General features: G+C 39.7%; 16 protein-coding genes, 3 tRNA genes, 3 rRNA genes and 1 other annotated feature. Of the genes, 17 read left to right on the forward strand and 5 right to left on the reverse strand.

Annotated elements, in window-relative coordinates; translation table 11 throughout:
* The 12 genes from dnaA to rrf form a co-directional block, all read left to right on the forward strand.
* A partial coding sequence (dnaA, locus tag MKX78_RS00005; RefSeq protein ID WP_289432540.1) for a chromosomal replication initiator protein DnaA occupies window positions 1-1,017 on the forward strand: 1,017 nt, incomplete at its 5' end.
* Window positions 1,018-1,173: 156 nt separating this feature from the next.
* Window positions 1,174-2,310: a DNA polymerase III subunit beta gene (dnaN, locus tag MKX78_RS00010; protein WP_328199670.1), complete on the forward strand. Its 1,137-nt coding sequence runs from the start codon at window positions 1,174-1,176 to the stop codon at window positions 2,308-2,310.
* A 224-nt stretch (window positions 2,311-2,534) separates the two neighbouring features.
* Window positions 2,535-2,753, forward strand: a complete 219-nt coding sequence (gene yaaA, locus MKX78_RS00015; protein WP_095371327.1) for a S4 domain-containing protein YaaA — start codon at window positions 2,535-2,537, stop codon at window positions 2,751-2,753.
* Between the two features lie 14 nt (window positions 2,754-2,767).
* Window positions 2,768-3,886, forward strand: a complete 1,119-nt coding sequence (gene recF, locus MKX78_RS00020; protein WP_095371326.1) for a DNA replication/repair protein RecF — start codon at window positions 2,768-2,770, stop codon at window positions 3,884-3,886.
* Window positions 3,887-3,895: 9 nt separating this feature from the next.
* The gene (gene remB, locus MKX78_RS00025) at window positions 3,896-4,135 is read left to right on the forward strand and encodes an extracellular matrix regulator RemB (RefSeq protein ID WP_341049274.1); all 240 of its coding nucleotides are present in this window, start codon (window positions 3,896-3,898) and stop codon (window positions 4,133-4,135) included.
* 71 nt (window positions 4,136-4,206) lie between these two features.
* On the forward strand, window positions 4,207-6,129 hold the full coding sequence (gene gyrB / locus MKX78_RS00030) for a DNA topoisomerase (ATP-hydrolyzing) subunit B (protein WP_281203007.1): 1,923 nt from the start codon (window positions 4,207-4,209) through the stop codon (window positions 6,127-6,129).
* 102 nt (window positions 6,130-6,231) lie between these two features.
* Window positions 6,232-8,757 (forward strand): DNA gyrase subunit A, encoded by a 2,526-nt coding sequence (gyrA, locus tag MKX78_RS00035; RefSeq protein WP_095371323.1) that lies wholly within the window; start codon window positions 6,232-6,234, stop codon window positions 8,755-8,757.
* 482 nt (window positions 8,758-9,239) lie between these two features.
* A 16S ribosomal RNA gene (locus MKX78_RS00040) occupies window positions 9,240-10,788 on the forward strand.
* A 99-nt stretch (window positions 10,789-10,887) separates the two neighbouring features.
* Window positions 10,888-10,964, forward strand: a tRNA-Ile gene (locus MKX78_RS00045).
* A 15-nt stretch (window positions 10,965-10,979) separates the two neighbouring features.
* A tRNA-Ala gene (locus MKX78_RS00050) sits at window positions 10,980-11,055 on the forward strand.
* Window positions 11,056-11,308: 253 nt separating this feature from the next.
* Window positions 11,309-14,241, forward strand: a 23S ribosomal RNA gene (locus MKX78_RS00055).
* A 230-nt stretch (window positions 14,242-14,471) separates the two neighbouring features.
* Window positions 14,472-14,588 (forward strand): 5S ribosomal RNA (gene rrf / locus MKX78_RS00060).
* The 16S, 23S and 5S rRNA genes sit together here with 2 tRNA genes alongside, the layout of an rRNA operon.
* Before the next feature lie 69 nt (window positions 14,589-14,657).
* On the opposite strand, the gene MKX78_RS00065 is transcribed toward rrf, so the two are convergent.
* On the reverse strand, window positions 14,658-15,632 hold the full coding sequence (locus MKX78_RS00065; protein ID WP_341049278.1) for a YaaC family protein: 975 nt from the start codon (window positions 15,630-15,632) through the stop codon (window positions 14,658-14,660).
* A gap of 113 nt (window positions 15,633-15,745) precedes the next feature.
* On the opposite strand from MKX78_RS00065, the gene guaB reads away from it, so the two are divergent.
* The 4 genes from guaB to MKX78_RS00085 all read left to right on the forward strand — a co-directional run bounded on the left by guaB (window position 15,746) and on the right by MKX78_RS00085 (window position 20,648).
* Window positions 15,746-17,209 carry an IMP dehydrogenase gene (gene guaB / locus MKX78_RS00070; RefSeq protein WP_095371321.1) on the forward strand — a complete coding sequence of 488 codons (1,464 nt, stop codon included), beginning with the start codon at window positions 15,746-15,748 and terminating at the stop codon, window positions 17,207-17,209.
* A gap of 289 nt (window positions 17,210-17,498) precedes the next feature.
* Window positions 17,499-18,800, forward strand: a complete 1,302-nt coding sequence (locus tag MKX78_RS00075) for a D-alanyl-D-alanine carboxypeptidase family protein (RefSeq protein ID WP_307319499.1) — start codon at window positions 17,499-17,501, stop codon at window positions 18,798-18,800.
* Window positions 18,801-18,862: 62 nt separating this feature from the next.
* Window positions 18,863-19,088, forward strand: a binding site (T-box leader).
* A 51-nt stretch (window positions 19,089-19,139) separates the two neighbouring features.
* On the forward strand, window positions 19,140-20,426 hold the full coding sequence (serS, locus tag MKX78_RS00080; protein ID WP_307319491.1) for a serine--tRNA ligase: 1,287 nt from the start codon (window positions 19,140-19,142) through the stop codon (window positions 20,424-20,426).
* 129 nt (window positions 20,427-20,555) lie between these two features.
* A tRNA-Ser gene (locus MKX78_RS00085) sits at window positions 20,556-20,648 on the forward strand.
* Between the two features lie 118 nt (window positions 20,649-20,766).
* Here MKX78_RS00085 and MKX78_RS00090 read toward each other — a convergent pair.
* The 4 genes from MKX78_RS00090 to MKX78_RS00105 form a co-directional block, all read right to left on the reverse strand.
* Complete coding sequence (locus tag MKX78_RS00090) at window positions 20,767-21,420, reverse strand: deoxynucleoside kinase (RefSeq protein ID WP_095371318.1); 654 nt, start codon at window positions 21,418-21,420, stop codon at window positions 20,767-20,769.
* Complete coding sequence (locus MKX78_RS00095) at window positions 21,417-22,058, reverse strand: deoxynucleoside kinase (RefSeq protein WP_251163652.1); 642 nt, start codon at window positions 22,056-22,058, stop codon at window positions 21,417-21,419. The genes MKX78_RS00090 and MKX78_RS00095 overlap by 4 nt, the downstream gene beginning before the upstream one ends.
* Window positions 22,059-22,152: 94 nt before the next feature.
* Window positions 22,153-23,436, reverse strand: coding sequence for a glycoside hydrolase family 18 protein (locus tag MKX78_RS00100; protein WP_307319485.1), 1,284 nt, complete (start codon window positions 23,434-23,436; stop codon window positions 22,153-22,155).
* Window positions 23,437-23,547: 111 nt separating this feature from the next.
* Window positions 23,548-24,078 carry an isochorismatase family cysteine hydrolase gene (locus tag MKX78_RS00105; RefSeq protein ID WP_095373566.1) on the reverse strand — a complete coding sequence of 177 codons (531 nt, stop codon included), beginning with the start codon at window positions 24,076-24,078 and terminating at the stop codon, window positions 23,548-23,550.
* A 161-nt stretch (window positions 24,079-24,239) separates the two neighbouring features.
* On the opposite strand from MKX78_RS00105, the gene tadA reads away from it, so the two are divergent.
* Window positions 24,240-24,746, forward strand: coding sequence for a tRNA adenosine(34) deaminase TadA (gene tadA / locus MKX78_RS00110; protein ID WP_307319482.1), 507 nt, complete (start codon window positions 24,240-24,242; stop codon window positions 24,744-24,746).
* Window positions 24,747-24,775 lie beyond the last annotated feature (29 nt).

Consider the following 24,775-nt stretch of genomic DNA (forward strand, 5'->3'; position numbering starts at 1 on the left):
ATGTTAAATACGAAAAATACTTTTGATACATTTGTTATTGGTTCTGGGAATCGATTTGCCCATGCTGCTTCACTCGCAGTAGCAGAAGCACCTGCTAAGGCCTATAATCCACTGTTTATTTATGGTGGTGTTGGTTTAGGGAAAACACATTTAATGCATGCAATTGGTCACTATGTATTGGATCATAATCCAAATGCGAAAGTTGTCTATTTATCTTCTGAGAAATTTACCAATGAATTTATTAACTCTATTAGAGATAATAAAACCATTGATTTCCGCAATAAATATAGAAAAGTAGACGTGCTATTAATAGATGATATTCAATTCCTTGCCGGAAAAGAATCAACCCAAGAGGAATTTTTCCATACGTTTAACACATTACATGAAGAATCAAAGCAGATTGTCATCTCGAGTGACCGACCTCCAAAAGAGATTCCGACACTTGAGGATCGCCTGCGTTCTCGTTTCGAATGGGGACTGATTACAGATATTACCCCACCAGATTTAGAAACAAGAATTGCGATTTTACGTAAAAAGGCAAAAGCTGAAGGGTTAGACATTCCTAATGAAGTCATGTTATATATTGCCAATCAAATTGATTCTAATATTCGTGAATTAGAAGGAGCACTTATTCGTGTTGTTGCCTACTCATCACTTATAAATAAAGATATTAATGCAGATTTAGCTGCAGAAGCATTAAAAGATATTATTCCGAGTTCAAAACCTAAAGTTATTACTATTCATGAGATTCAAAAGGTTGTCGGAGGCTATTATAACGTTAAATTAGAAGATTTTAGTGCGAAAAAACGGACAAAGTCTATTGCTTTTCCTAGGCAAATTGCTATGTACCTATCTAGAGAATTAACCGATTTCTCTCTACCGAAAATCGGTGAGGAATTCGGGGGCCGAGATCACACAACAGTGATTCATGCCCACGAAAAAATCTCTAAATTACTTCATGCAGACACACAATTTCAACAGCAATTAAAAGAAATTAATGAATTACTTAAAGTATAATTGTGAATAACTACCGAATGATTATGCACAGTCTGTCCACATGTGGATAGGCTGTGTTTCCATTCATTTTTCTAGTTATCCACATGTTAACAAGCCCTACTAATACTTCTATTATTTTAAAATAAAAAATATATGTATATACATTGGAGGTTAATCATGCGATTTACGATTCAGAGAGATCGCTTAGTTCAAAGCGTTCAAGATGTTATGAAGGCAGTTACTAGTAGAACAACAATTCCCATTTTAACTGGAATTAAAATTGTTGCATCTGACGAAGGTGTAGCTTTAACAGGTAGTGACTCTGATATTTCTATTGAGTCATTTATTCCTAAAACAGAAGAAGATGAGGTCATAGTTAACATTGAACAACCAGGTTCAATTGTGTTACAAGCAAAGTTCTTTAGTGAAATCGTAAAGAAATTGCCAACAGACCAAGTAGAAATTCAAGTAGAAAATCATTTACAAACAGTTATTACTTCTGGTAAATCTCAATTCAATCTAAACGGTATTGATGCTGATGAATATCCTCATTTACCGCAAATTGAAGAAGATAATGTTTTTTCTATTCCGACTGACCTTCTAAAAGCAATGGTTAGGCAGACAGTTTTCGCAGTGTCCACCTCAGAAACACGCCCAATCTTGACAGGTGTAAACTGGCAGATTGAAGGAAGTGCTTTAACCTGTATTGCAACAGATAGCCACCGCTTAGCATTGAGAAAAGCAACGATCGAAACAGCATCAGAAGCATCTTATAATGTGGTTATTCCTGGGAAAAGTTTGAGTGAACTTAGCAAAATTCTCGACGATCACAACGATACAATTCAAATTGTTATTACAGAGAACCAAGTTTTATTTAAAGCGAAAAATTTATTATTCTTCTCTAGATTACTAGAAGGAAATTACCCAGATACATCACGATTGATTCCAAATGAAAGTAAGACGGATGTCGTTGTTACTACGAAAGCATTTTTACAAGCCATTGATCGTGCTTCTTTACTTGCACGAGAAGGTAAAAATAATGTCGTTAAACTTTCTACTGTTGATGATCAAGTCATTGAGATCTCATCTAATTCTCCAGAAATCGGTAAAGTTATCGAGGAGCTTCCGAGCATTTCGAAAGAAGGAGAAGACCTTAAAATTTCGTTTAGCGCGAAATTTATGATGGATGCTTTAAAAACATTAGAGGGTACAGAAATAAAAATTAGCTTTACGGGTGCGATGAGACCATTTATTATCACACCACTTAATGATGATTCAATCTTGCAATTGATTTTGCCAGTTAGAACATACTAAAGCTTTAGGTAAATAGAAATCCGAACAATCATTCAAGGAAGAGTGTGTTCGGATTTTTTTATTTAACTCATTCTGTTTTGAATTTACTTCCAGAATTTTCGCAATAAATGACTTCAATACTTAATAAAAGATTTACTTTGTGTATCACACAATAATTTAGTAAAATAAACTATTAGATACTAAAAAATAGAGAAGTACGATGTCAAATAACTAGAAAGAGTGCAATGATGAACAAAATACAAATTGAAACGGAATATATTACTTTAGGGCAATTTCTCAAAGTAGCTGATTTAATTCAGTCAGGGGGAATGGCGAAATGGTTTTTAGGTGAATATGTTGTATTTGTTAATGGGGAACAAGATCAGCGTCGTGGGAGAAAGCTAAGAGCAGGCGATGTAATCGAAATACCTGATCATGGCACATTTACAATTTCGAACAATTAAGGATGTAACCGCCTATGTATATAGAGCAATTACAAATAAAGGATTATCGCAATTACAATGAACTGTCGGTACAGTTTGATAATAAGGTCAATGTCATATTAGGTGAGAATGCACAAGGTAAGACAAACGTGATGGAATCTATTTATGTTTTAGCCATGGCTAAGTCTCATCGCACCTCAAATGATAAAGATCTTATTCGTTGGGATCAGGAGTATGCTAAAATAGAAGGTAGAGTAGTAAATAAACATGGTTCTCTACCTATGCAGCTTGTGATATCTAAAAAGGGTAAAAAAGCAAAGTGTAACCATATTGAACAACAAAAGCTTAGCCAATATGTCGGTAATATGAATGTTGTGATGTTCGCGCCTGAAGATCTCCATTTAGTAAAAGGGAGCCCTCAAGTAAGGCGTCGTTTTATTGATATGGAAATTGGACAAGTATCCGCCGTTTATCTTCATGACATTAATCAGTTTCAGAAAATACTCCAACAACGAAATCATTATTTAAAGTTGCTACAGTCACGTAAACAGACTGATCAGGCTATGCTTGATATTTTAACTGAACAATTTATTGAGATGGCTGTTAAAATAATCGCTAAGAGATTCGAGTTCATCTATTTGCTAGAAAAGTGGGCAATGCCAATCCATGAAGGTATTTCTAGGGGACTTGAAACGTTAAAAATTCAGTATAAGCCTTCTGTTGATGTATCAGAAGAACAAGATTTGTCGAAAATGAAGAATATATACCTAGAAAAGTATGAAAAAACAAAAACAAGAGAAATTGAAAGAGGCGTTACATTGTTCGGCCCTCATAGAGATGATTTGTTATTTCAAGTGAATGGGCGAGATGTGCAAACTTTTGGTTCTCAAGGTCAACAAAGAACCACAGCATTATCAGTGAAACTTGCTGAGATCGAACTGATTCACGCTGAAATTGGAGAATACCCTATTCTTTTATTAGATGATGTACTATCGGAATTGGATGATTACCGGCAATCGCATTTGCTTAATACGATACAAGGAAAAGTACAAACATTTGTAACGACCACTAGTGTCGATGGAATAGATCATCAGACTTTAAAAGAAGCAGCTGCGTATGAAGTGAAGGCGGGCAGCCTTAAAAAAATTCAATGAGGTGAGGCCTTGTATATTCATATTGGCGAGGATGTATTAATACGTACAAAAGATTTGGTAGCCATTATTGATAAAGAAAGTGTCGGCTCTTCTATAAATGCAGAAGAGTTTTTGCAGCGTGATGACGCTTCTTATACCAATTTGGCTAAAGGTGTGTACAAATCAGTTGTGATTACAACCGATCATATATATTACTCTCCTCTTGCTTCGTCTACTTTAAAAAAGAGGACGAGGAAATTGATTGTTTAATGTCGATGATGAGCTAATAGAGTGAAAAAGAATGATATGCAAAATGGAAAGTGTAGGTGATCGATGTGTCAATGGATCAGGAAGCAATGGGGCAACAATCCTATGATGAGAACCAGATACAAGTATTAGAAGGTCTTGAAGCAGTTAGAAAACGTCCAGGTATGTATATCGGATCAACGAGTGGAAAAGGATTACATCATTTAGTATGGGAAATTGTCGATAATAGTATTGACGAGGCACTTGCTGGATATTGTGATGAAATTAATATAAGTATTCTCGAGGATAATAGTATTAAGGTCGTTGATAATGGACGGGGGATTCCTGTTGGGATACAAGAAAAAATGGGAAGACCTGCTGTAGAAGTCATTATGACTGTTTTACATGCCGGAGGAAAATTTGGTGGCGGAGGCTACAAAGTTTCTGGTGGTCTTCATGGTGTTGGTGCATCTGTTGTTAATGCTCTTTCTACTCAGTTAGAAGTCTATGTTCATCGTGACGGGCAAATCTACTATCAGAAATATCAACGTGGTGTACCGAGCGCAGACTTAAAAGTAATCGGTGAATCAGAAGTAACTGGCACAACCACAATTTTTAAGCCGGATGGTGAGATTTTCACTGAAACATTAGAATATGATTTTGATACATTAGCAACGAGGGTCCGCGAATTAGCTTTTTTAAATAAAGGATTAAAGCTTACTCTTTCAGATGAACGTGAAGAGAATAAGACCAAAGAATTCCACTATGAAGGTGGTATTAGGTCTTATGTAGAGCATTTAAATAAAAATAAAGAAGTACTTCATGAAGAGCCGATTTATATTGAAGGCGAAAAAGATGGTATTTCTGTTGAAATATCAATGCAGTACAACGATAGCTATACAAGTAATATCTATTCTTTCGCCAATAATATTCATACGTATGAAGGTGGAACACATGAATCTGGATTTAAAACAGCGCTGACGAGGGTGATTAATGATTATGCTCGTAAGAATGGCGTGTTTAAAGATAATGATGCCAACCTTACAGGTGAAGACGTCAGGGAAGGTTTAACAGCGATTGTTTCAATTAAACATCCTGACCCTCAGTTTGAAGGACAAACGAAGACGAAATTAGGCAATTCAGAAGCAAGAGCGGCAACAGATACGGCTTTTTCGGAAGCCTTTGAAAAATTCTTATTGGAAAATCCATCTGTTGCAAGGAAAATCGTCGATAAAGGTATGATGGCTTCAAGAGCTCGAGCAGCAGCTAAAAAGGCGAGAGAGCTAACAAGAAGAAAGAGTGCTTTAGAAGTTTCTAGTCTTCCTGGTAAGCTTGCTGATTGTTCTTCAAAAGATGCGTCTATTTCGGAACTATATATCGTTGAGGGTGATTCAGCGGGTGGTTCAGCTAAGCAAGGACGAGACAGGCATTTCCAAGCAATTCTACCACTTCGAGGAAAAATCCTAAACGTAGAAAAAGCACGGTTAGATCGAATATTATCTAATAATGAAGTACGAGCAATGATTACTGCGTCTGGAACAGGAATCGGTGAAGACTTTGATATTACGAAAGCAAGATATCATAAAATCGTTATTATGACAGATGCCGATGTAGATGGGGCGCATATTCGAACACTATTACTCACATTCTTTTATCGTTATATGAGACAAATCTTAGATGCGGGCTATATATATATTGCGCAGCCACCTTTGTATAAAGTTCAACAAGGGAAGAAAATCTCATATGCTTATAACGATCGCCAATTAGACGAGATTATGAAAGAGCTTCCGGCTACGCCGAAACCAAATGTCCAACGTTACAAAGGTTTAGGTGAGATGAACCCAGATCAATTATGGGAAACGACAATGAATCCGGAAACGCGTACGCTCTTACAAGTAAGCTTAGAAGATGCGATTGAAGCAGATGAAACGTTTGAAATCCTTATGGGAGATAAAGTAGAACCACGCCGTAACTTTATCGAAGAAAATGCGCAGTATGTGAAGAATTTAGATATTTAATGAAAGTCAGGATAGAGTTGGTTCTATCCTGCTTTTACATAGATATTGTCAATAAAATGTAGCCTAAGCAATAAGCTTTGTGCGATAGGGAGGTACCTATAGATGGCTGATACGCCTAAGTCCCAAATTAAAGAAATTAATATAAGTGAGGAAATGAGAACGTCATTCTTGGATTATGCAATGAGTGTTATCGTTTCCCGAGCCCTACCTGATGTACGTGACGGGCTAAAGCCTGTGCACAGAAGAATACTTTATGCAATGCATGATCTTGGCATGCACTCAGATAAACCGTTTAAAAAGTCTGCCCGTATTGTTGGAGATGTTATCGGGAAATACCACCCACATGGTGATTCAGCAGTATATGAAACAATGGTAAGAATGGCACAAGACTTTAACTATAGATATATGCTTGTTGATGGACACGGTAACTTTGGATCAATTGATGGCGACTCTGCTGCTGCCATGCGTTATACAGAGGCCCGTATGTCAAAAATATCAATGGAATTGTTAAGAGATATTAATAAAGATACCATCGATTATCAAGACAACTATGATGGAGAGGAAAAGGAACCGGTCGTGCTTCCTGCTCGGTTCCCTAATCTGCTTGTAAATGGTACATCAGGTATTGCTGTAGGAATGGCTACCAATATCCCTCCTCATCAATTAGGCGAAGTCATTGATGGTGTACTTACATTAAGTAGAAATCCGGAAATTACGATTCCAGAGTTAATGGAAATCATTCCTGGACCAGACTTTCCGACTGCAGGACTTATTTTAGGCCGTAGTGGAATTAGGAAAGCTTATGAAACAGGAAGAGGCTCTATTACTCTTAGAGCAAAGGTTGAAATCGAACAGAAATCAAATGGGAAAGAAGTTATCATTGTTAATGAAATCCCATACCAAGTGAATAAAGCAAGATTGATTGAAAAAATTGCTGACCTTGTACGTGATAAGAAGATTGATGGTATTACAGATTTACGTGACGAATCTGACAGAGATGGTTTACGAATTGTTATTGAAGTCCGTAAAGATGCCAATGCAAATGTGCTTTTAAATAATTTATATAAACATACGGCACTACAGACAAGCTTCGGTATTAATTTACTTGCTTTAGTGGATGGACAACCTAAAGTATTGAATTTAAAACAATGCTTAGAATATTATTTAGCCCATCAAGTTGTCGTTATAAGAAGAAGAACAGAATTCGAATTGCGGAAAGCGGAAGCAAGAGCGCATATTTTAGAAGGTTTACGAATTGCCTTAGATCATTTAGATGAAGTCATTAAATTAATCAGAGCGTCAAGAACTACAGATATTGCCAAAGAAGGTTTAATGACACAATTTGACCTTTCGGAGAAGCAAGCGCAAGCGATTTTGGATATGCGTCTACAGCGTTTAACTGGTTTAGAGCGTGAGAAAATCGAAGAAGAATATGCTAGTCTTATTCAATTAATTGCAGATTTAAAAGCAATCTTAGCAAGTGATGAAAAAGTATTAGACATTATTCGCGAAGAACTTACAGAACTAAAAGACCGTTTTAATGATGAACGCCGTACAGAAATTGTTTCCGGTGGTCTTGAGCATCTAGAAGATGAAGATTTGATTCCTCAAGAGAACATTGTTATTACACTTACACATAAAGGCTATATTAAGCGATTACCGGTATCTACTTATCGTGCCCAAAAACGAGGTGGAAAAGGGATACAAGGAATGGGAACAAATGAAGATGATTTTGTTGAACACCTATTGACTACCTCAACGCATGATCATCTCCTTTTCTTTACGAATAAAGGAAAAGTGTATCAAGCTAAAGGGTATGAAATTCCTGAATTTAGTAGAACAGCGAAGGGGATTCCTATCATTAACTTGTTAGGTATTGAAAAGGATGAATGGATTAATGCTGTTATTCCGATAGAGGATTTTGTGGATGATTGGTTCTTGTTCTTCACAACAAAACGAGGCATTTCTAAACGTTCACCGTTATCTTCATTTGCTCATATCCGTACAAACGGTTTAATTGCTTTAGGTTTAAAAGAAGAAGATGAATTAATCTCTGTACGTCTTACAAATGGAGATAAAGAAATTATCATCGGTACAAAAAATGGTCTCCTTATTCGTTTCCCTGAAGATGCGGTCCGTTCTATGGGACGTACAGCTACTGGTGTAAAAGGGATCACTCTGAGTGAAGAAGATGAAGTGGTTGGAATGGAAGTTCTAGAAGAAGGGGACAACATTCTAGTAGTTACGAAAAAAGGTTATGGTAAACAAACACCAGCTGATGATTATCGTATTCAGGGTCGTGGTGGTAAAGGAATTAAAACGGCCAATATTACTGAAAAAACTGGTGATCTCGTTACGATGAAAGCTGTACGTGGTGAGGAAGACATCATGTTGATTACTACTGGCGGTGTCATTATCCGTATGGGAGTAGAAGATATTTCAACTATGGGAAGAAACACGCAAGGTGTAAGACTTATTCGAATCGATGAAAGTGTGAATGAATTCGTCTCTACTGTAGCAAAGGTTGAAAAGGAAGAAGAAAAAGATGGAGAAGAGCGAGCAAAGCCACTTGAAACTGCAGAGGAATTGCCTGAAGGATCTATCGACAGTGAAGATGAAAGAGAATAAACAAATCGTTTAAATCAAATGAGTGCCGACACAATTCAAGTTTCAAAATTGAATTGTGTTCGGCTTTTTTATTAGGATGAGATAATTTTAATGACTACCTTTAGCACACTACTACAGACTATACTAATAGGGGTTTATAGATTCTTTTAGGAGTATCAATGGAAGTATTTTTTGGTGTTAACTATGAATGAAATGGTCAATAAATTATTTTATAAAAATAATTGATGAATAATGCTTGCAAATAGTGGTTACTGCTGATATACTTATTCAAGTCAGCAAGAGGAAGACATGAAAGATTGATTGACATCAAAAAAAGATGTTGACTCAGATGACACGATATGTTATATTAATAAAGTCGCTTCTGAAGCGAACGAGATTGTTCTTTGAAAACTGAACGAACATAAAACGTCAAGCGTAATTCTAAAAAAAGCTGATTTATCAGCAACAAAGCACCACAGGTGCAAACGAGCTAATCAAACACTTTATTGGAGAGTTTGATCCTGGCTCAGGACGAACGCTGGCGGCGTGCCTAATACATGCAAGTCGAGCGGATCTGAGGGAGCTTGCTCCCAAAGATTAGCGGCGGACGGGTGAGTAACACGTGGGCAACCTGCCTGTAAGACTGGGATAACTCCGGGAAACCGGGGCTAATACCGGATAATATCTATTTATACATATAATTAGATTGAAAGATGGTTCTGCTATCACTTACAGATGGGCCCGCGGCGCATTAGCTAGTTGGTGAGGTAACGGCTCACCAAGGCGACGATGCGTAGCCGACCTGAGAGGGTGATCGGCCACACTGGGACTGAGACACGGCCCAGACTCCTACGGGAGGCAGCAGTAGGGAATCTTCCGCAATGGACGAAAGTCTGACGGAGCAACGCCGCGTGAGTGATGAAGGTTTTCGGATCGTAAAACTCTGTTGTTAGGGAAGAACAAGTATCGGAGTAACTGCCGGTACCTTGACGGTACCTAACCAGAAAGCCACGGCTAACTACGTGCCAGCAGCCGCGGTAATACGTAGGTGGCAAGCGTTGTCCGGAATTATTGGGCGTAAAGCGCGCGCAGGCGGTTCCTTAAGTCTGATGTGAAAGCCCACGGCTCAACCGTGGAGGGTCATTGGAAACTGGGGAACTTGAGTGCAGAAGAGGAAAGTGGAATTCCAAGTGTAGCGGTGAAATGCGTAGAGATTTGGAGGAACACCAGTGGCGAAGGCGACTTTCTGGTCTGTAACTGACGCTGAGGCGCGAAAGCGTGGGGAGCAAACAGGATTAGATACCCTGGTAGTCCACGCCGTAAACGATGAGTGCTAAGTGTTAGAGGGTTTCCGCCCTTTAGTGCTGCAGCAAACGCATTAAGCACTCCGCCTGGGGAGTACGACCGCAAGGTTGAAACTCAAAGGAATTGACGGGGGCCCGCACAAGCGGTGGAGCATGTGGTTTAATTCGAAGCAACGCGAAGAACCTTACCAGGTCTTGACATCCTCTGACAATCCTAGAGATAGGACTTTCCCCTTCGGGGGACAGAGTGACAGGTGGTGCATGGTTGTCGTCAGCTCGTGTCGTGAGATGTTGGGTTAAGTCCCGCAACGAGCGCAACCCTTGATCTTAGTTGCCAGCATTTAGTTGGGCACTCTAAGGTGACTGCCGGTGACAAACCGGAGGAAGGTGGGGATGACGTCAAATCATCATGCCCCTTATGACCTGGGCTACACACGTGCTACAATGGATGGTACAAAGGGCTGCAAGACCGCGAGGTTTAGCCAATCCCATAAAACCATTCTCAGTTCGGATTGTAGGCTGCAACTCGCCTACATGAAGCCGGAATCGCTAGTAATCGCGGATCAGCATGCCGCGGTGAATACGTTCCCGGGCCTTGTACACACCGCCCGTCACACCACGAGAGTTTGTAACACCCGAAGTCGGTGGGGTAACCTTTTGGAGCCAGCCGCCTAAGGTGGGACAGATGATTGGGGTGAAGTCGTAACAAGGTAGCCGTATCGGAAGGTGCGGCTGGATCACCTCCTTTCTAAGGAATATACGGAATTAACTTGATGTTAGACTGTTCGTTCAGTTTTGAGAGTGCAATCTCTTTGATATGATTAAATACTTTACCGTGAAGTTATGTGGGCCTATAGCTCAGCTGGTTAGAGCGCACGCCTGATAAGCGTGAGGTCGATGGTTCGAGTCCATTTAGGCCCACCATTTTAACTTTAATACGGGGCCTTAGCTCAGCTGGGAGAGCGCCTGCTTTGCACGCAGGAGGTCAGCGGTTCGATCCCGCTAGGCTCCACCAACAAATTGTTCTTTGAAAACTAGATAATGTAATGAAGAAGATTACCGAGTAATCGCCACCTTAGTTATTTTCTCTCTATATAATAGAGTAGAGATACTAAACTTTTTTTAAAAACATACAACCGTGAGGGTTGTGAGAAGCAAGCAGTTCAAGGAAGCGAGCTAGGAAACACCGGAGTGTGCGTCTTGTGCACATGAGGATGTTGACGAGTGAGCTGACGCCGAAATGCGTAGCTTATCGCAAGCCGAACAATGGTTAAGTTAATAAGGGCGCACGGTGAATGCCTTGGCACTAGGAGCCGATGAAGGACGGGACTAACACCGATATGCTTCGGGGAGCTGTAAGTAAGCTTTGATCCGGAGATTTCCGAATGGGGAAACCCCCTATCCGTTATGGGATAGGATCCATACCTGAATACATAGGGTATGGAAGGCAGACCCGGGGAACTGAAACATCTAAGTACCCGGAGGAAGAGAAAGCAAACGCGATTCCCTGAGTAGCGGCGAGCGAAACGGGATTAGCCCAAACCAAGAGGCTTGCCTCTTGGGGTTGTAGGACATTCTATACGGAGTTACAAAGGAACGAGATAGACGAAGAGGTCTGGAAAGGCCCGCCATAGGAGGTAAAAGCCCTGTAGTTGAAACTTCGTTCCCTCCAGAGTGGATCCTGAGTACGGCGGGACACGAGAAATCCCGTCGGAAGCAGGGAGGACCATCTCCCAAGGCTAAATACTCCCTAGTGACCGATAGTGAACCAGTACCGTGAGGGAAAGGTGAAAAGCACCCCGGAAGGGGAGTGAAAGAGATCCTGAAACCGTGTGCCTACAAGTAGTTAGAGCCCGTTAATGGGTGATAGCGTGCCTTTTGTAGAATGAACCGGCGAGTTACGATTACATGCGAGGTTAAGTTGGACAGACGGAGCCGTAGCGAAAGCGAGTCTGAATAGGGCGAATGAGTATGTGGTCGTAGACCCGAAACCAGGTGATCTACCCATGTCCAGGGTGAAGTCCAGGTAACACTGGATGGAGGCCCGAACCCACGTACGTTGAAAAGTGCGGGGATGAGGTGTGGGTAGCGGAGAAATTCCAATCGAACTTGGAGATAGCTGGTTCTCTCCGAAATAGCTTTAGGGCTAGCCTCATGCGTAAGAATCTTGGAGGTAGAGCACTGTTTGGACTAGGGGCCCTCATCGGGTTACCGAATTCAGACAAACTCCGAATGCCAAAGATTTATCCATGGGAGTCAGACTGCGAGTGATAAGATCCGTAGTCAAGAGGGAAACAGCCCAGACCACCAGCTAAGGTCCCAAAGTATACGTTAAGTGGAAAAGGATGTGGAGTTGCTTAGACAACCAGGATGTTGGCTTAGAAGCAGCCACCATTTAAAGAGTGCGTAATAGCTCACTGGTCGAGTGACTCCGCGCCGAAAATGTACCGGGGCTAAACGTATCACCGAAGCTGTGGATTGAACATCGTTGATGTTCAGTGGTAGGAGAGCGTTCTAAGGGCGTTGAAGCTAGACCGTAAGGACTGGTGGAGCGCTTAGAAGTGAGAATGCCGGTATGAGTAGCGAAAGATGGGTGAGAATCCCATCCACCGAATGCCTAAGGTTTCCTGAGGAAGGCTCGTCCGCTCAGGGTTAGTCGGGACCTAAGCCGAGGCTGAAAAGCGTAGGCGATGGACAACAGGTTGATATTCCTGTACCACCGTATTCTGTTTGAGTGATGGGGGGACGCAGGAGGATAGGGTAAGCGCACTATTGGATGTGCGTCTAAGCAGTTAGAGGGACCATGAGGCAAATCCCATGGTCACATACCTTGAGCTGTGATAGCGAGGGAAATTTAGTACCGAAGTTCTTGATTCCACACTGCCAAGAAAAGCCTCTAGCGAGGAATAAGGTGCCCGTACCGCAAACCGACACAGGTAGGCGAGGAGAGAATCCTAAGGTGAGCGAGAGAACTCTCGTTAAGGAACTCGGCAAAATGACCCCGTAACTTCGGGAGAAGGGGTGCTCATTAGGGTGTTAAAGCCTTGATGAGCCGCAGTGAATAGGCCCAGGCGACTGTTTAGCAAAAACACAGGTCTCTGCGAAGCCGCAAGGCGAAGTATAGGGGCTGACGCCTGCCCGGTGCTGGAAGGTTAAGAGGAGAGGTTAGCTCACGCGAAGCTTTGAATCGAAGCCCCAGTAAACGGCGGCCGTAACTATAACGGTCCTAAGGTAGCGAAATTCCTTGTCGGGTAAGTTCCGACCCGCACGAAAGGCGTAACGATCTGGGCACTGTCTCAACGAGAGACTCGGTGAAATTATAGTACCTGTGAAGATGCAGGTTACCCGCGACAGGACGGAAAGACCCCGTGGAGCTTTACTGTAGCCTGATATTGAATTTTGGTACAGCTTGTACAGGATAGGTAGGAGCCTTAGAAGCCGGAGCGCTAGCTTCGGTGGAGGCGTCGGTGGGATACTACCCTGGCTGTATTGAAATTCTAACCCACATCCCTTATCGGGATGGGAGACAGTGTCAGGTGGGCAGTTTGACTGGGGCGGTCGCCTCCTAAAGAGTAACGGAGGCGCCCAAAGGTTCCCTCAGAATGGTTGGAAATCATTCGTAGAGTGTAAAGGCACAAGGGAGCTTGACTGCGAGACCTACAAGTCGAGCAGGGACGAAAGTCGGGCTTAGTGATCCGGTGGTTCCGCATGGAAGGGCCATCGCTCAACGGATAAAAGCTACCCCGGGGATAACAGGCTTATCTCCCCCAAGAGTCCACATCGACGGGGAGGTTTGGCACCTCGATGTCGGCTCATCGCATCCTGGGGCTGTAGTCGGTCCCAAGGGTTGGGCTGTTCGCCCATTAAAGCGGTACGCGAGCTGGGTTCAGAACGTCGTGAGACAGTTCGGTCCCTATCCGTCGTGGGCGCAGGAAATTTGAGAGGAGCTGTCCTTAGTACGAGAGGACCGGGATGGACGCACCGCTGGTGTACCAGTTGTCTTGCCAAAGGCATCGCTGGGTAGCTATGTGCGGAAGGGATAAGTGCTGAAAGCATCTAAGCATGAAGCCCCCCTCGAGATGAGATTTCCCATAGCGCAAGCTAGTAAGATCCCTGAAAGATGATCAGGTTGATAGGTTAGAGGTGGAAGTGTGGCGACACATGTAGCTGACTAATACTAATCGATCGAGGACTTAACCAATTCGAAATGCGGAGGCGCCTTGCCCAGGTGCGACAAGCATAAGCCAAATTTGACAGGAGGTTGTTCTTTAACCTCATGACAAATTTGGCTTATGACCTCGAGCACCTAGGCGCCGCAGCTAGACAGCACTACGTAAGTAGTCGCGTCAGCAACGCATAGGCGATTACTCAATAAATATCTTCTTCAACATTACCTAGTTTTGAGGGAACGATTCCCTTACAATTTCATAGTCCGGTGGCGATAGCGAGAAGGTCACACCCGTTCCCATACCGAACACGGAAGTTAAGCTTCTCAGCGCCGATGGTAGTTAGGGGCTGTCCCCTTGTGAGAGTAGGACGTTGCCGGGCAAGATAAAAGAGCACATCATTTGTATGTGCTCTTTTTTGTGATTTTTTATTTCCAATGTGAATCTTCTATCATCTCTTTTTATTTCCTTGGCAATGAAATTTTCTTGATTCAAGAAAATTATAAATGAGAAATGGGCTTTTCTGTTCCGTCAAATCGAGGAACTGGTGAATAAATGGATAATCATTATTTGTCATTAACTTAATGCATTCATTCCACCATTCTGTTTCATATCTTGCAATCATGCTTAAATTATAGAGTAATAAGTAATGGGAAAATAATTCTGGATAATCATTTAATGGACTTCTTTCGATAGGTAATGAATAATTTTTATTTACAATATTATATTTGAAATATCGATTGATCTCTTTGTTTTGAGGAAATTTTATATGTTCCTTCGTATAGAGAATATCCTTTTTATCCACTTGTAGTTTTTCGGAAAGAAAAGTAGAAAATCTCGATTCAGTCATATGATAATGATTAAGAATGGTTATTGGGACAAAGAAGTTATCTTTTTCTTTTTTTATATCAATAAATGTTTTTTCTTTTTGGATAGACTGAAACATTATTTCCATCTCTGGGATTTGTCTCAATAAATCAACCATATAAAATTTATCCCCTTCTAGATGTTTCATATGGAACATTTTTTCTGCCATATATGGAAATAAGCCACTCTTTTGTAGTTTCACTTCATCTTTTAAAAAGAGGTATTGCTGCTTTTTCTTTTTTCTTGTCGAAACACCATGAGCCAGTACGGAGGTCGTATCTGGATAAAGAGGGTCAATAGTTAAAATACAAGCTTTTATTAGATGAACTAGGCCGTAGAAATAAAGAATAGGTTTAATGATTAACGGGGCAGCGGCGGCTTGTTCATAGTAAACCTTACCGTGTTCAATGTAATATATAAACGGATAAGTATTTTCAAAACTCTTTTGTGATGCTTGTTCAATTCCTTCGTTTTGATAACTTTTTTCTAAAAATGCTTTGGTTGTTTCTGTTGAAAAAAAGGGTAAATATGATTGCCAATTGTTGTAAGAATGCTTCAAAATATACAACCTCCAAATAATCTGAAAAATCCAACTTATAGCAGTGTCCTTGACAGTATTTTGTCCAATTGATAACCTACTAATAATATTTTCATGTTCAGGAGGTCAAAAAAATGTGGGAAACTAAATTTGAAAAAGAAGGTTTAACTTTTGATGATGTACTACTTGTCCCTGCTAAATCTGAGGTATTGCCGAAAGATGTCGATTTGTCGGTGAGACTGTCTGAAAAGGTAAAATTGAATGTTCCAATTATCAGTGCTGGTATGGATACAGTAACTGAAGCTGAAATGGCTATTGCAATGGCACGCCAGGGTGGATTAGGTATTATTCACAAAAACATGTCCATTGAGCAACAGGCAGATTTAGTTGATAAAGTCAAACGCTCTGAGAGTGGCGTTATTTCTGATCCGTTTTTCCTTACTCCCGAACAACAAGTGTATGATGCTGAACATTTAATGGGCAAATATCGTATATCAGGTGTTCCAATTGTAAATAATCTTGACGAACAAAAACTTGTTGGTATTATTACAAACCGTGACCTTCGTTTCATTCAAGATTTCTCTATTAAGATCTCTGATGTAATGACGAAAGAAAACTTAGTAACTGCTTCAGTAGGTACAACGCTACAAGAAGCAGAAAAAATTCTGCAAAAGTATAAAATTGAGAAATTACCTCTTGTTGATGATAATGGTGTTTTAAAAGGACTTATTACTATTAAAGATATTGAAAAAGTCATTGAGTTCCCTAACTCAGCGAAAGATGCACAAGGTCGTTTACTTGCTGGTGCAGCAATCGGTATAACAAAAGATACAATGAAAAGATTAGAGTTACTTGTTAAAGCTCAAGTTGATGTAGTAGTAGTCGATACGGCTCACGGCCACTCAGCGGGCGTTATTAATACAGTAAAAGAAATTAAAGACAAATACCCTGACCTGACAGTTGTAGCAGGTAATGTAGCTACTGCTGAAGGTACACGTGCATTGTTTGAAGCTGGAGCTGATGTTGTAAAGGTAGGTATTGGACCTGGATCTATTTGTACAACTCGTGTGGTAGCAGGTGTTGGCGTGCCACAAATTACAGCGGTATATGATTGTGCAACAGAAGCACGTAAACATGGTAAAGCGATTATCGCTGATGGTGGGATTAAGTATTCAGGAGATATCGTGAAAGCATTAGCTTCTGGTGGACATGCAGTTATGCTAGGAAGTATGTTAGCTGGTGTATCTGAAAGTCCAGGTGAAACTGAAATTTTCCAAGGACGTCAATTTAAAGTTTATCGTGGAATGGGATCCGTTACTTCTATGGAAAAAGGATCAAAGGATCGTTACTTCCAAGAAGATAATAAGAAATTCGTTCCAGAAGGCATTGAAGGACGTATTCCATTTAAAGGTTCATTAGCAGATACGATTTATCAGTTAGTTGGTGGCGTTCGCTCTGGTATGGGTTACTGCGGGGCAGCAAATTTAGAATTCTTAAGAGAAAATGCACAGTTTATCCGTATGACAGGTGCTGGTCTTAAAGAAAGTCACCCACATGATATCCAAATTACGAAAGAAGCACCAAATTATTCATTATAATTTTTTTTAAAAAGTAAGAGGGCTGGTCCTCTTACTTTTTTTTGCCTGGAAAGATATCAGACTTTCGTCATTGTTAGCAAAACGCACAATGTTTTCTCAGGCGGATTGACCTAAGGAATAGAGAAAGAAAAGGGATGTTCATGAAAACGCCAAGATTAGGAAAAGGTTGTTTGTATCCATGAAGGACATCTTATGATAAAATAACAAAAGCTGAAAAAAAAGTTGGAGGGCTTTGGAATTGAGAAGAAAAGGATATCGTAAAGTTGTTGCAAGTTTCTTGGTGTTGATTATGGTGTTAGGCATTCTTCCAAATGTACATAAAGCAAGTGCAAAAGAAGATATACTTAATATTAATGCAGATGCAGCTATTCTAGTAGATGCAGAAACAGGTAGAGTTTTATACGGGAAAAACATTGATAAGGTGCTTGGTATTGCAAGTATGTCAAAAATGATGACCGAGTATCTTTTATTAGAAGCTATTGATGAAGGTCGAGTATCATGGGATCAAGAGTATGCTGTAAGTGAGTACGTTTGGAAAGTGTCTCATGACACAGCGCTTTCGAATGTTCCTCTTAGAAGAGATGGGACATACAGCATTAAGGAATTATTTGAAGCAATGACTATTTATTCCGCAAATGGAGCAACAATTGCCATTGCTGAGACAATTGCTGGATCTGAAAAGAACTTTGTGCAAATGATGAATGAAAAAGCAGAGGAATTAGGGTTAGAAGATTATAAATTCGTCAATTCTTCTGGTTTAAATAACAAGGATTTAAAAGGTTACCATTCGACAGGTAATGAAGATGAAGAAAATGTGATGTCTGCTAGAGCAACAGCTAAACTAGCGACAACGCTCCTCACGGATTTTCCTCAAGTTTTAGAAACAGCAAGCATTCCTAGAAAAACATTTAGAGAAGGCACTGAAGATAAAATTGATATGGAAAATTGGAACTGGATGTTACCTGAACTGGTCTACGGCTATGAAGGTGTAGATGGGTTAAAGACAGGGACAACTGATTTTGCAGGTTCTTCTTTTACAGGAACAGCTGAACGTGATGGAAAAAGATATGTAACAGTTGTTATGAATGCTAAAGGTGGCGGCGATTCTGGTTATAATCAAGCTAGATTCGACGAAACAAAGAAAATGTTTGATTACGCGTTCTCTAATTTTGATAAAAAAGAGATCGTTCCTGCTGGCTATCAAGTGAAAGATAAAGAAAAACTTGCCGTTGAAAAAGGGAAAGAAAATGCAGTAGCGATTGAATCAAAAGAGGCCATTACATTAACTGTTAAAAATGGTGAAGAAGAGAATTATCAACCAAAGCTTGTGATTAATGAAGATTTATTAAATGATCAAGGTCAATTAACAGCTCCTGTAAAAAAAGGTGATGTTGTTGGTTATTTAACGGTTGAAGATAAAGATGGTAATGCGATTGAATTTTTAAATGCTAACCAAACAAGAGTTGATGTCATCGCTTCTGAATCGGTTGAAAAAGCGAACTGGTTCGTTTTATCTATGCGTGGTGTTGGTGGATTCTTTGGAGATGTTTGGGACAGTGTTGCATCTACTGTTAAAGGTTGGTTTTCTTGAATAATGTAGTTGCATTTGGCTTATAATTATAGTAAATTATGTATTACTAATAAGTTGAATAAAAGAAAGCATAAAGAAGGAAGTAGTATCAAGTACACTTTTGCCATAGAGAGCTGGTGGTTGGTGCAAACCAGACAAAAGCACTTGAGAATCCATCCTTTGCGTAGAGCTTGGAACACATTTTTTGTAAGTAAAAGCTCTCGGGTAAACCTCGTTAAAGATTTAAAGTGAAAAGTATGGACTATACTTTTAACTAGGGTGGCAACGCGGGTAACTCTCGTCCCTTTATAGGGGACGGGAGTTTTTTGTTTTCACAAATTGAATATGGAGGGAAAGGCTATGTTAGATATCAAATATTTAAGAGCTAATTTTGCTGAAGTAAAAGAAAAACTAGAAAAACACCGTGGGGAAGATATTTCTGATCTTGAGAAGTTTGAGGATTTGGATGTAAAACGCCGAGAATTACTTGTAAAAACGGAAGAGCTTAAAAGCAAAAGAAATGAAGTATCACAGCAAGTGGCTGTTTTAAAACGAGAGAAAAAAGATGCGGACCAATTAATTGCTGAAATGAGGCAAGTTGGCGACCAAATTAAGGATTTAGACCATGAGTTACGTGAAGTAGAAGCTGAATTAGAGCTTATCTTACTCAGTATTCCAAACATCCCACATGAAAGTGTACCCGTTGGGGAGACAGAGGATGACAATGTCTTAGCTTGGCAATGGGGAGAAGTAAAGGGATTTGATTTTGAATTTAAACCGCATTGGGATATAGCGACTGAGCTTGGAATATTAGATTTTGAACGAGCAGGAAAAGTAACTGGCAGTCGTTTTGTATTTTATAAAGGGTTAGGTGCTAGATTAGAGCGCGCATTGTATAACTTTATGTTGGACCTCCATACAGAAGAACATGGATACGAAGAAGTGCTACCACCATATATGGTTAATCGTGCAAGTATGACAGGTACAGGACAATTACCAAAATTTGAAGAGGATGCATTTTTAATTGAGAGTGAGGATTATTTCCTTATTCCAACGGCAGAGGTACCAATCACGAATATGCATCGCGATGAAATTTTAAGTGCTGATCAATTACCAATTAATTACGCCGCATTTAGTGCGTGCTTCCGTTCTGAAGCTGGCTCAGCTGGCCGTGATACGAGAGGTCTTATTCGTCAGCATCAGTTTAATAAGGTTGAGCTTGTGAAGTTTGTTAAACCAGAAGACTCTTATAACGAGTTGGAGAAATTAACAAAAAATGCAGAGAAGGTATTACAACTGCTTGGTTTACCTTATCGCGTCATGAGTATGTGCACTGCTGATTTAGGATTCACAGCTGCGAAGAAGTACGATATTGAAGTATGGATGCCTAGCTACGATAATTATCGAGAAATTTCTTCTTGTAGTAACTTTGAAGCTTTCCAAGCGAGACGTGCAAATATCCGCTTCCGTCGTGATGCTAAAGGTAAGCCGGAGAATGTTCATACATTAAATGGCTCTGGGTTAGCAGTGGGACGTACAGTCGCTGCGATATTAGAAAATTATCAACAAGCTGATGGTAGTGTGGTTATTCCAGAAGTACTTCGCCCTTATATGGGGAATAAAGAAGTGATAAATCCAGCAAAATAAGTAAGATGATAGGGTCTGTTTCTTAGGACAGATCCTATTTTTAAAGTTCTAACATGCATGTTTGTGAATTTATGCAAAAAATCTATTGACTTCTATTTCAATAGATGATATATTATTTCTTGTCGAAACGGAGGAATACCCAAGTCCGGCTGAAGGGATCGGTCTTGAAAACCGACAGGGGTGTTAAAGCCCGCGGGGGTTCGAATCCCTCTTCCTCCGCCATTATAACTTTTAACATGCGCATAATTAATTGGAGATATGGAGTCGCTACTTTATAGTAGCGGCTTTTTTTATTTTTAAGCAAAAATCAGCCTGTACCATTTAAGTACAGGCAAATATTTTATATTGTTTGTTTTAATGTGTGGCCGACTTTTTCGAGTACTTGATCGATGTCTGATGGATTAGAGACAAGGTCATATTCATTAATATTTAATCGTAAAATAGGACATGCACTAAATTGATCAATCCAGGTTTCGTAACGCTCGTGCATCTCTTTCCAATAATCAATGGAGGTTTGTTGTTCCATTGGACGCCCACGTTCTTTAATGCGTGCCAGTATATCTTCTAGGGAGCCCTCTAAATAAATTAAAATATCAGGGTGTGGGAAATAGGGTGTCATAACCATTGCCTCGAAAAGGCTTGTATATGTTTCATAATCAACTGGTGACATTGTTCCTTTTTCATAATGCATCTTAGCAAAAATGCCGGTATCTTCATAAATAGATCGATCTTGAATGAATCCTCCACCATATTCGAACATCCGTTTTTGTTCTTTAAATCTTTCAGCAAGAAAATAAATCTGTAAATGAAAGCTCCATCTTTCAAAGTCGGCATAAAACTTGTCTAAATAAGGATTTGTGTCCACTTTTTCAAAAGAAGTGCGGAAGTTAAGTGCTTCTGCTAAATAATTGGTCATTGTTGATTTTCCGACACCAACCGTTCCTGCTACAGTGATGATTGCGTTATTTGGTATGCCGTAGTTATTTCTATTCATGCTTTTGTGCTCCTTGTTTGTATACTCGTTGTTACCATATCAATAATGTATTGCAGGTCATTCTTATTATGAACAAAGTCCAATTGATCACCATCAAGGTGAAGGATAGGGATATCTGGATGTTGTTTTTCAAATGCCTGCATTTTAAGATCGTAATCAATGGATAATTGTTCAAGATAGAGAGGACTTATATTTTTTTCTATTTCGCGTCCACGCTTTTCAATTCTTTTTAGTAAAGTATCTAAGCTTGCCCGCAAATAAATAATGATATTTGGTCTCGGCATATCATCCGTTAAAATATGATAGATTTGCTCATATTTTTCATATTCAGGTGCTTCAAGAGATTTACTAGCAAAAATCAAGTTTTTAAAAATATGATAATCAGCTACGACAGGCATATCATTCAAAATATAACGGTCTTTTATATCTTTCAGCTGTTTATATCGATTACATAAGAAAAACATTTCAGTTTGAAAACTCCACTCATCGATATTCTCATAAAACTTTCCGAGAAATGGATTTTCATCGACGATTTCCTTTAATAGATGGTAGTTAAAATGGGTGGAAAGGGCTGTAGCTAGCGTGGTCTTGCCTACGCCAATCGGCCCTTCCACTGTAATAAAAGGTACTTGATTCATCTATTTGTCTCCCCCTAAGCTAACATAACTTCCATTTTAACACAGGTCAGACCTCTATGAAGAATGAAAAAATAGACAGGAGATTAAAATAGATTTAACGTTTTACGACATTAAAATTTTCATCAATGAGGAGCCAGTTTTGTGGAAAGTCTAGACCGAGTTTCCAGTAGCTTACTCCTCTTAGCTTTAACTCTTTCAATAAATCAAATTTCGCTTGAATGGAACGGGCATCTTCAAACCAAACCTCATGTCTTTTTCCTTCGTTGTCTGTGTATAAAAAGAAGGGTGCTTGTGCTTCTTGGTCGTATTGAATGGCCACATTATTTTCTAGGGCAATCTGTATAGCTTGTTGTGGACTAATAGCACGTGCAATCGTTCCTTGAACAAAAGGAAGCGTCCAATCATAGCCGTATAGATTTTGCCCCATCATAATTTTTTCAGGCGGGATTTCTGTTATTGCATATTCAAGGACATCTCTCACGGGTCCAATAGGTGAAACGGCCATAGCAGGTCCTCCACTATATCCCCATTCATATGTCATGATGATGACAAAGTCGACAATTTCGCCATGTGCTTTATAATCGTGGCCTTCATACCATTTCCCTTTTTGATCTGCGCTAGTTTTAGGGGCAAGGGCAGTTGATATGAGCCAGCCTTCTTGGTGGAAGCGATCGCGTGCTTTTATTAGGAATTGGTTATAAGCTTCTTTATCTTCAGGTCGAATGAATTCAAAATCAAAATGGATATCTTTAAAATTGTATTTTTTTGCTGTTGCAACAATATTGTCGAGGAATGTGTTTTGAATGTCTTGATCGTTGAGAAGTATGCTTGCTAGCTCATCACTAAATTGTGCGTTTTCTTGATTAGATATGACCATCATGAGGACATTTTGATTTTGTTCAGCGATAGCAGGTAATTCATCTAAAGGCGGCTCTTGCAATGAACCATCTCTAAGCGCTTGAAAGTTAAATGGTGCTAAATAAGTAAGATGGGGTGCTGCACCTCTTGAAGCTTCTATTAAGTTTTCCGAGACGGTGTCCCCTCTAGGCTCAACATAGGCATTTATTTCGGCAGATGTTTTTGGACGCTCGGGAATGTATAAACGTAGACCAACCCTTAATGGGTTTGTTTGCGAGATTTGATTGATATTTACAAGCTCTTCCACCGTGAGGCCGTATCGTTGTGCAATTAAATAGAGTGTATCGCCAGGCTGTACCCAATAAAAGCTACCAATGATTGGTATAACAAGCGTTTGACCGACCACAAGTTGATTAGGATTCTGTAATTCATTCGCATCGATTAAATCTTGTATGGTTGTGCTATAGGCCATCGCTATACCACTTAACGAATCATTCTGTCTTACCACATGTATTTGCAAGTAAAACCCTCCCTAAATGTTTCAGTATAGATCAAATACAGACATTCATAATTTAATGATTTAATTACACTATAAATAACTTATGAAGGGAGTGGCCAATACATGATACATTCATGGCAAAGGGTCAATATTTGCTTTCAACACATCTTTCATCATAATCAAGGCGTTCTCGTTATCGTGGTCATCATTAGAAGCAATGCAGTTAGCGGGTATATGTAGTTTATATTCTCTCATATAAGCATCGTTTGCAGAGAAAAGCACACAAATGTTTCCTGCCAAACCAACCATTATTAATTTATCGATGGCTAATTGATTTAAGAGTGTATTAAGTGCAGTACCGTAGAATGCAGAATGTTTCGGTTTGATTAGAAAGTAATCGTCACTTGATGGTCTTATTGTTTGGATAATTGGTGAACTTATAGGATTGTTGCAGTAGGCCATTATCTTTTCAATATCAGCTTTCCAGAGCTGATAATGGTCATTGATATAAATTACCGGTAACTTGTGTTGGTGAAATTGGTTTCTGATAAGATTAATGCTTGTGGTCATTTTTAAAGCTTTTTTAGCCAGTACTTCGCCATGTTTAAATTGAAAATCATTAATCATGTCAATAATAATTAATGCCGTTTGCTTCTCGGTTATTAAATTCAATCAAAATCAACCCCTTTTAATTAGAAAAGATATAAGGATTTGAAACGTTACCTGTTGAGATAAAAGGTGAGCTTTTACGTTTTTTTATTGTTTGTAAAAGCAAAGAGAATTACACTGAAAGAAACGCTATGGTATTTAAAGGAATGAAGTAAATGAGTATAGATGAACAATTTATGTTAGAAGCGATAAAAGAGGCAGAAAAAGCAAGAGAGATTAATGAAGTTCCAATTGGTGCTGTCATTGTATTAGATGGACAAATAATTGCTCGTGGGTATAATTTACGGGAGACGGCACAAAAAGCGACTGCGCATGCAGAATTACTTGCGATAGAAGAAGCATGTGGGAAGCTCGGTACATGGCGATTAGAGGACACAACCCTTTATGTTACACTCGAGCCTTGTCCGATGTGCGCGGGTTCTATTGTTCTTTCACGAGTGAAACGGGTGGTTTACGGAGCGACTGATCCAAAAGGTGGATGTTGCGGGACATTAATGAATTTGTTAGATGACTCAAGGTTTAATCATCAATGTGAGGTGGTTGCTGGAGTAATGGGTGATGCATGTGGGGAACTGTTATCCACGTTTTTTTCACAATTACGAGCTAGAAAAAAGGCTGAAAAGAAGCTTTTAAAAGAACAAAAGAAGCAAGAGGAATGTTAGGCATTGCAATTTTAATTTAAAAACAGTAT

This window comes from Cytobacillus sp. FSL R5-0569, from assembly GCF_038007265.1.
GTDB lineage: Bacteria > Bacillota > Bacilli > Bacillales > Cytobacillaceae > Cytobacillus > Cytobacillus kochii.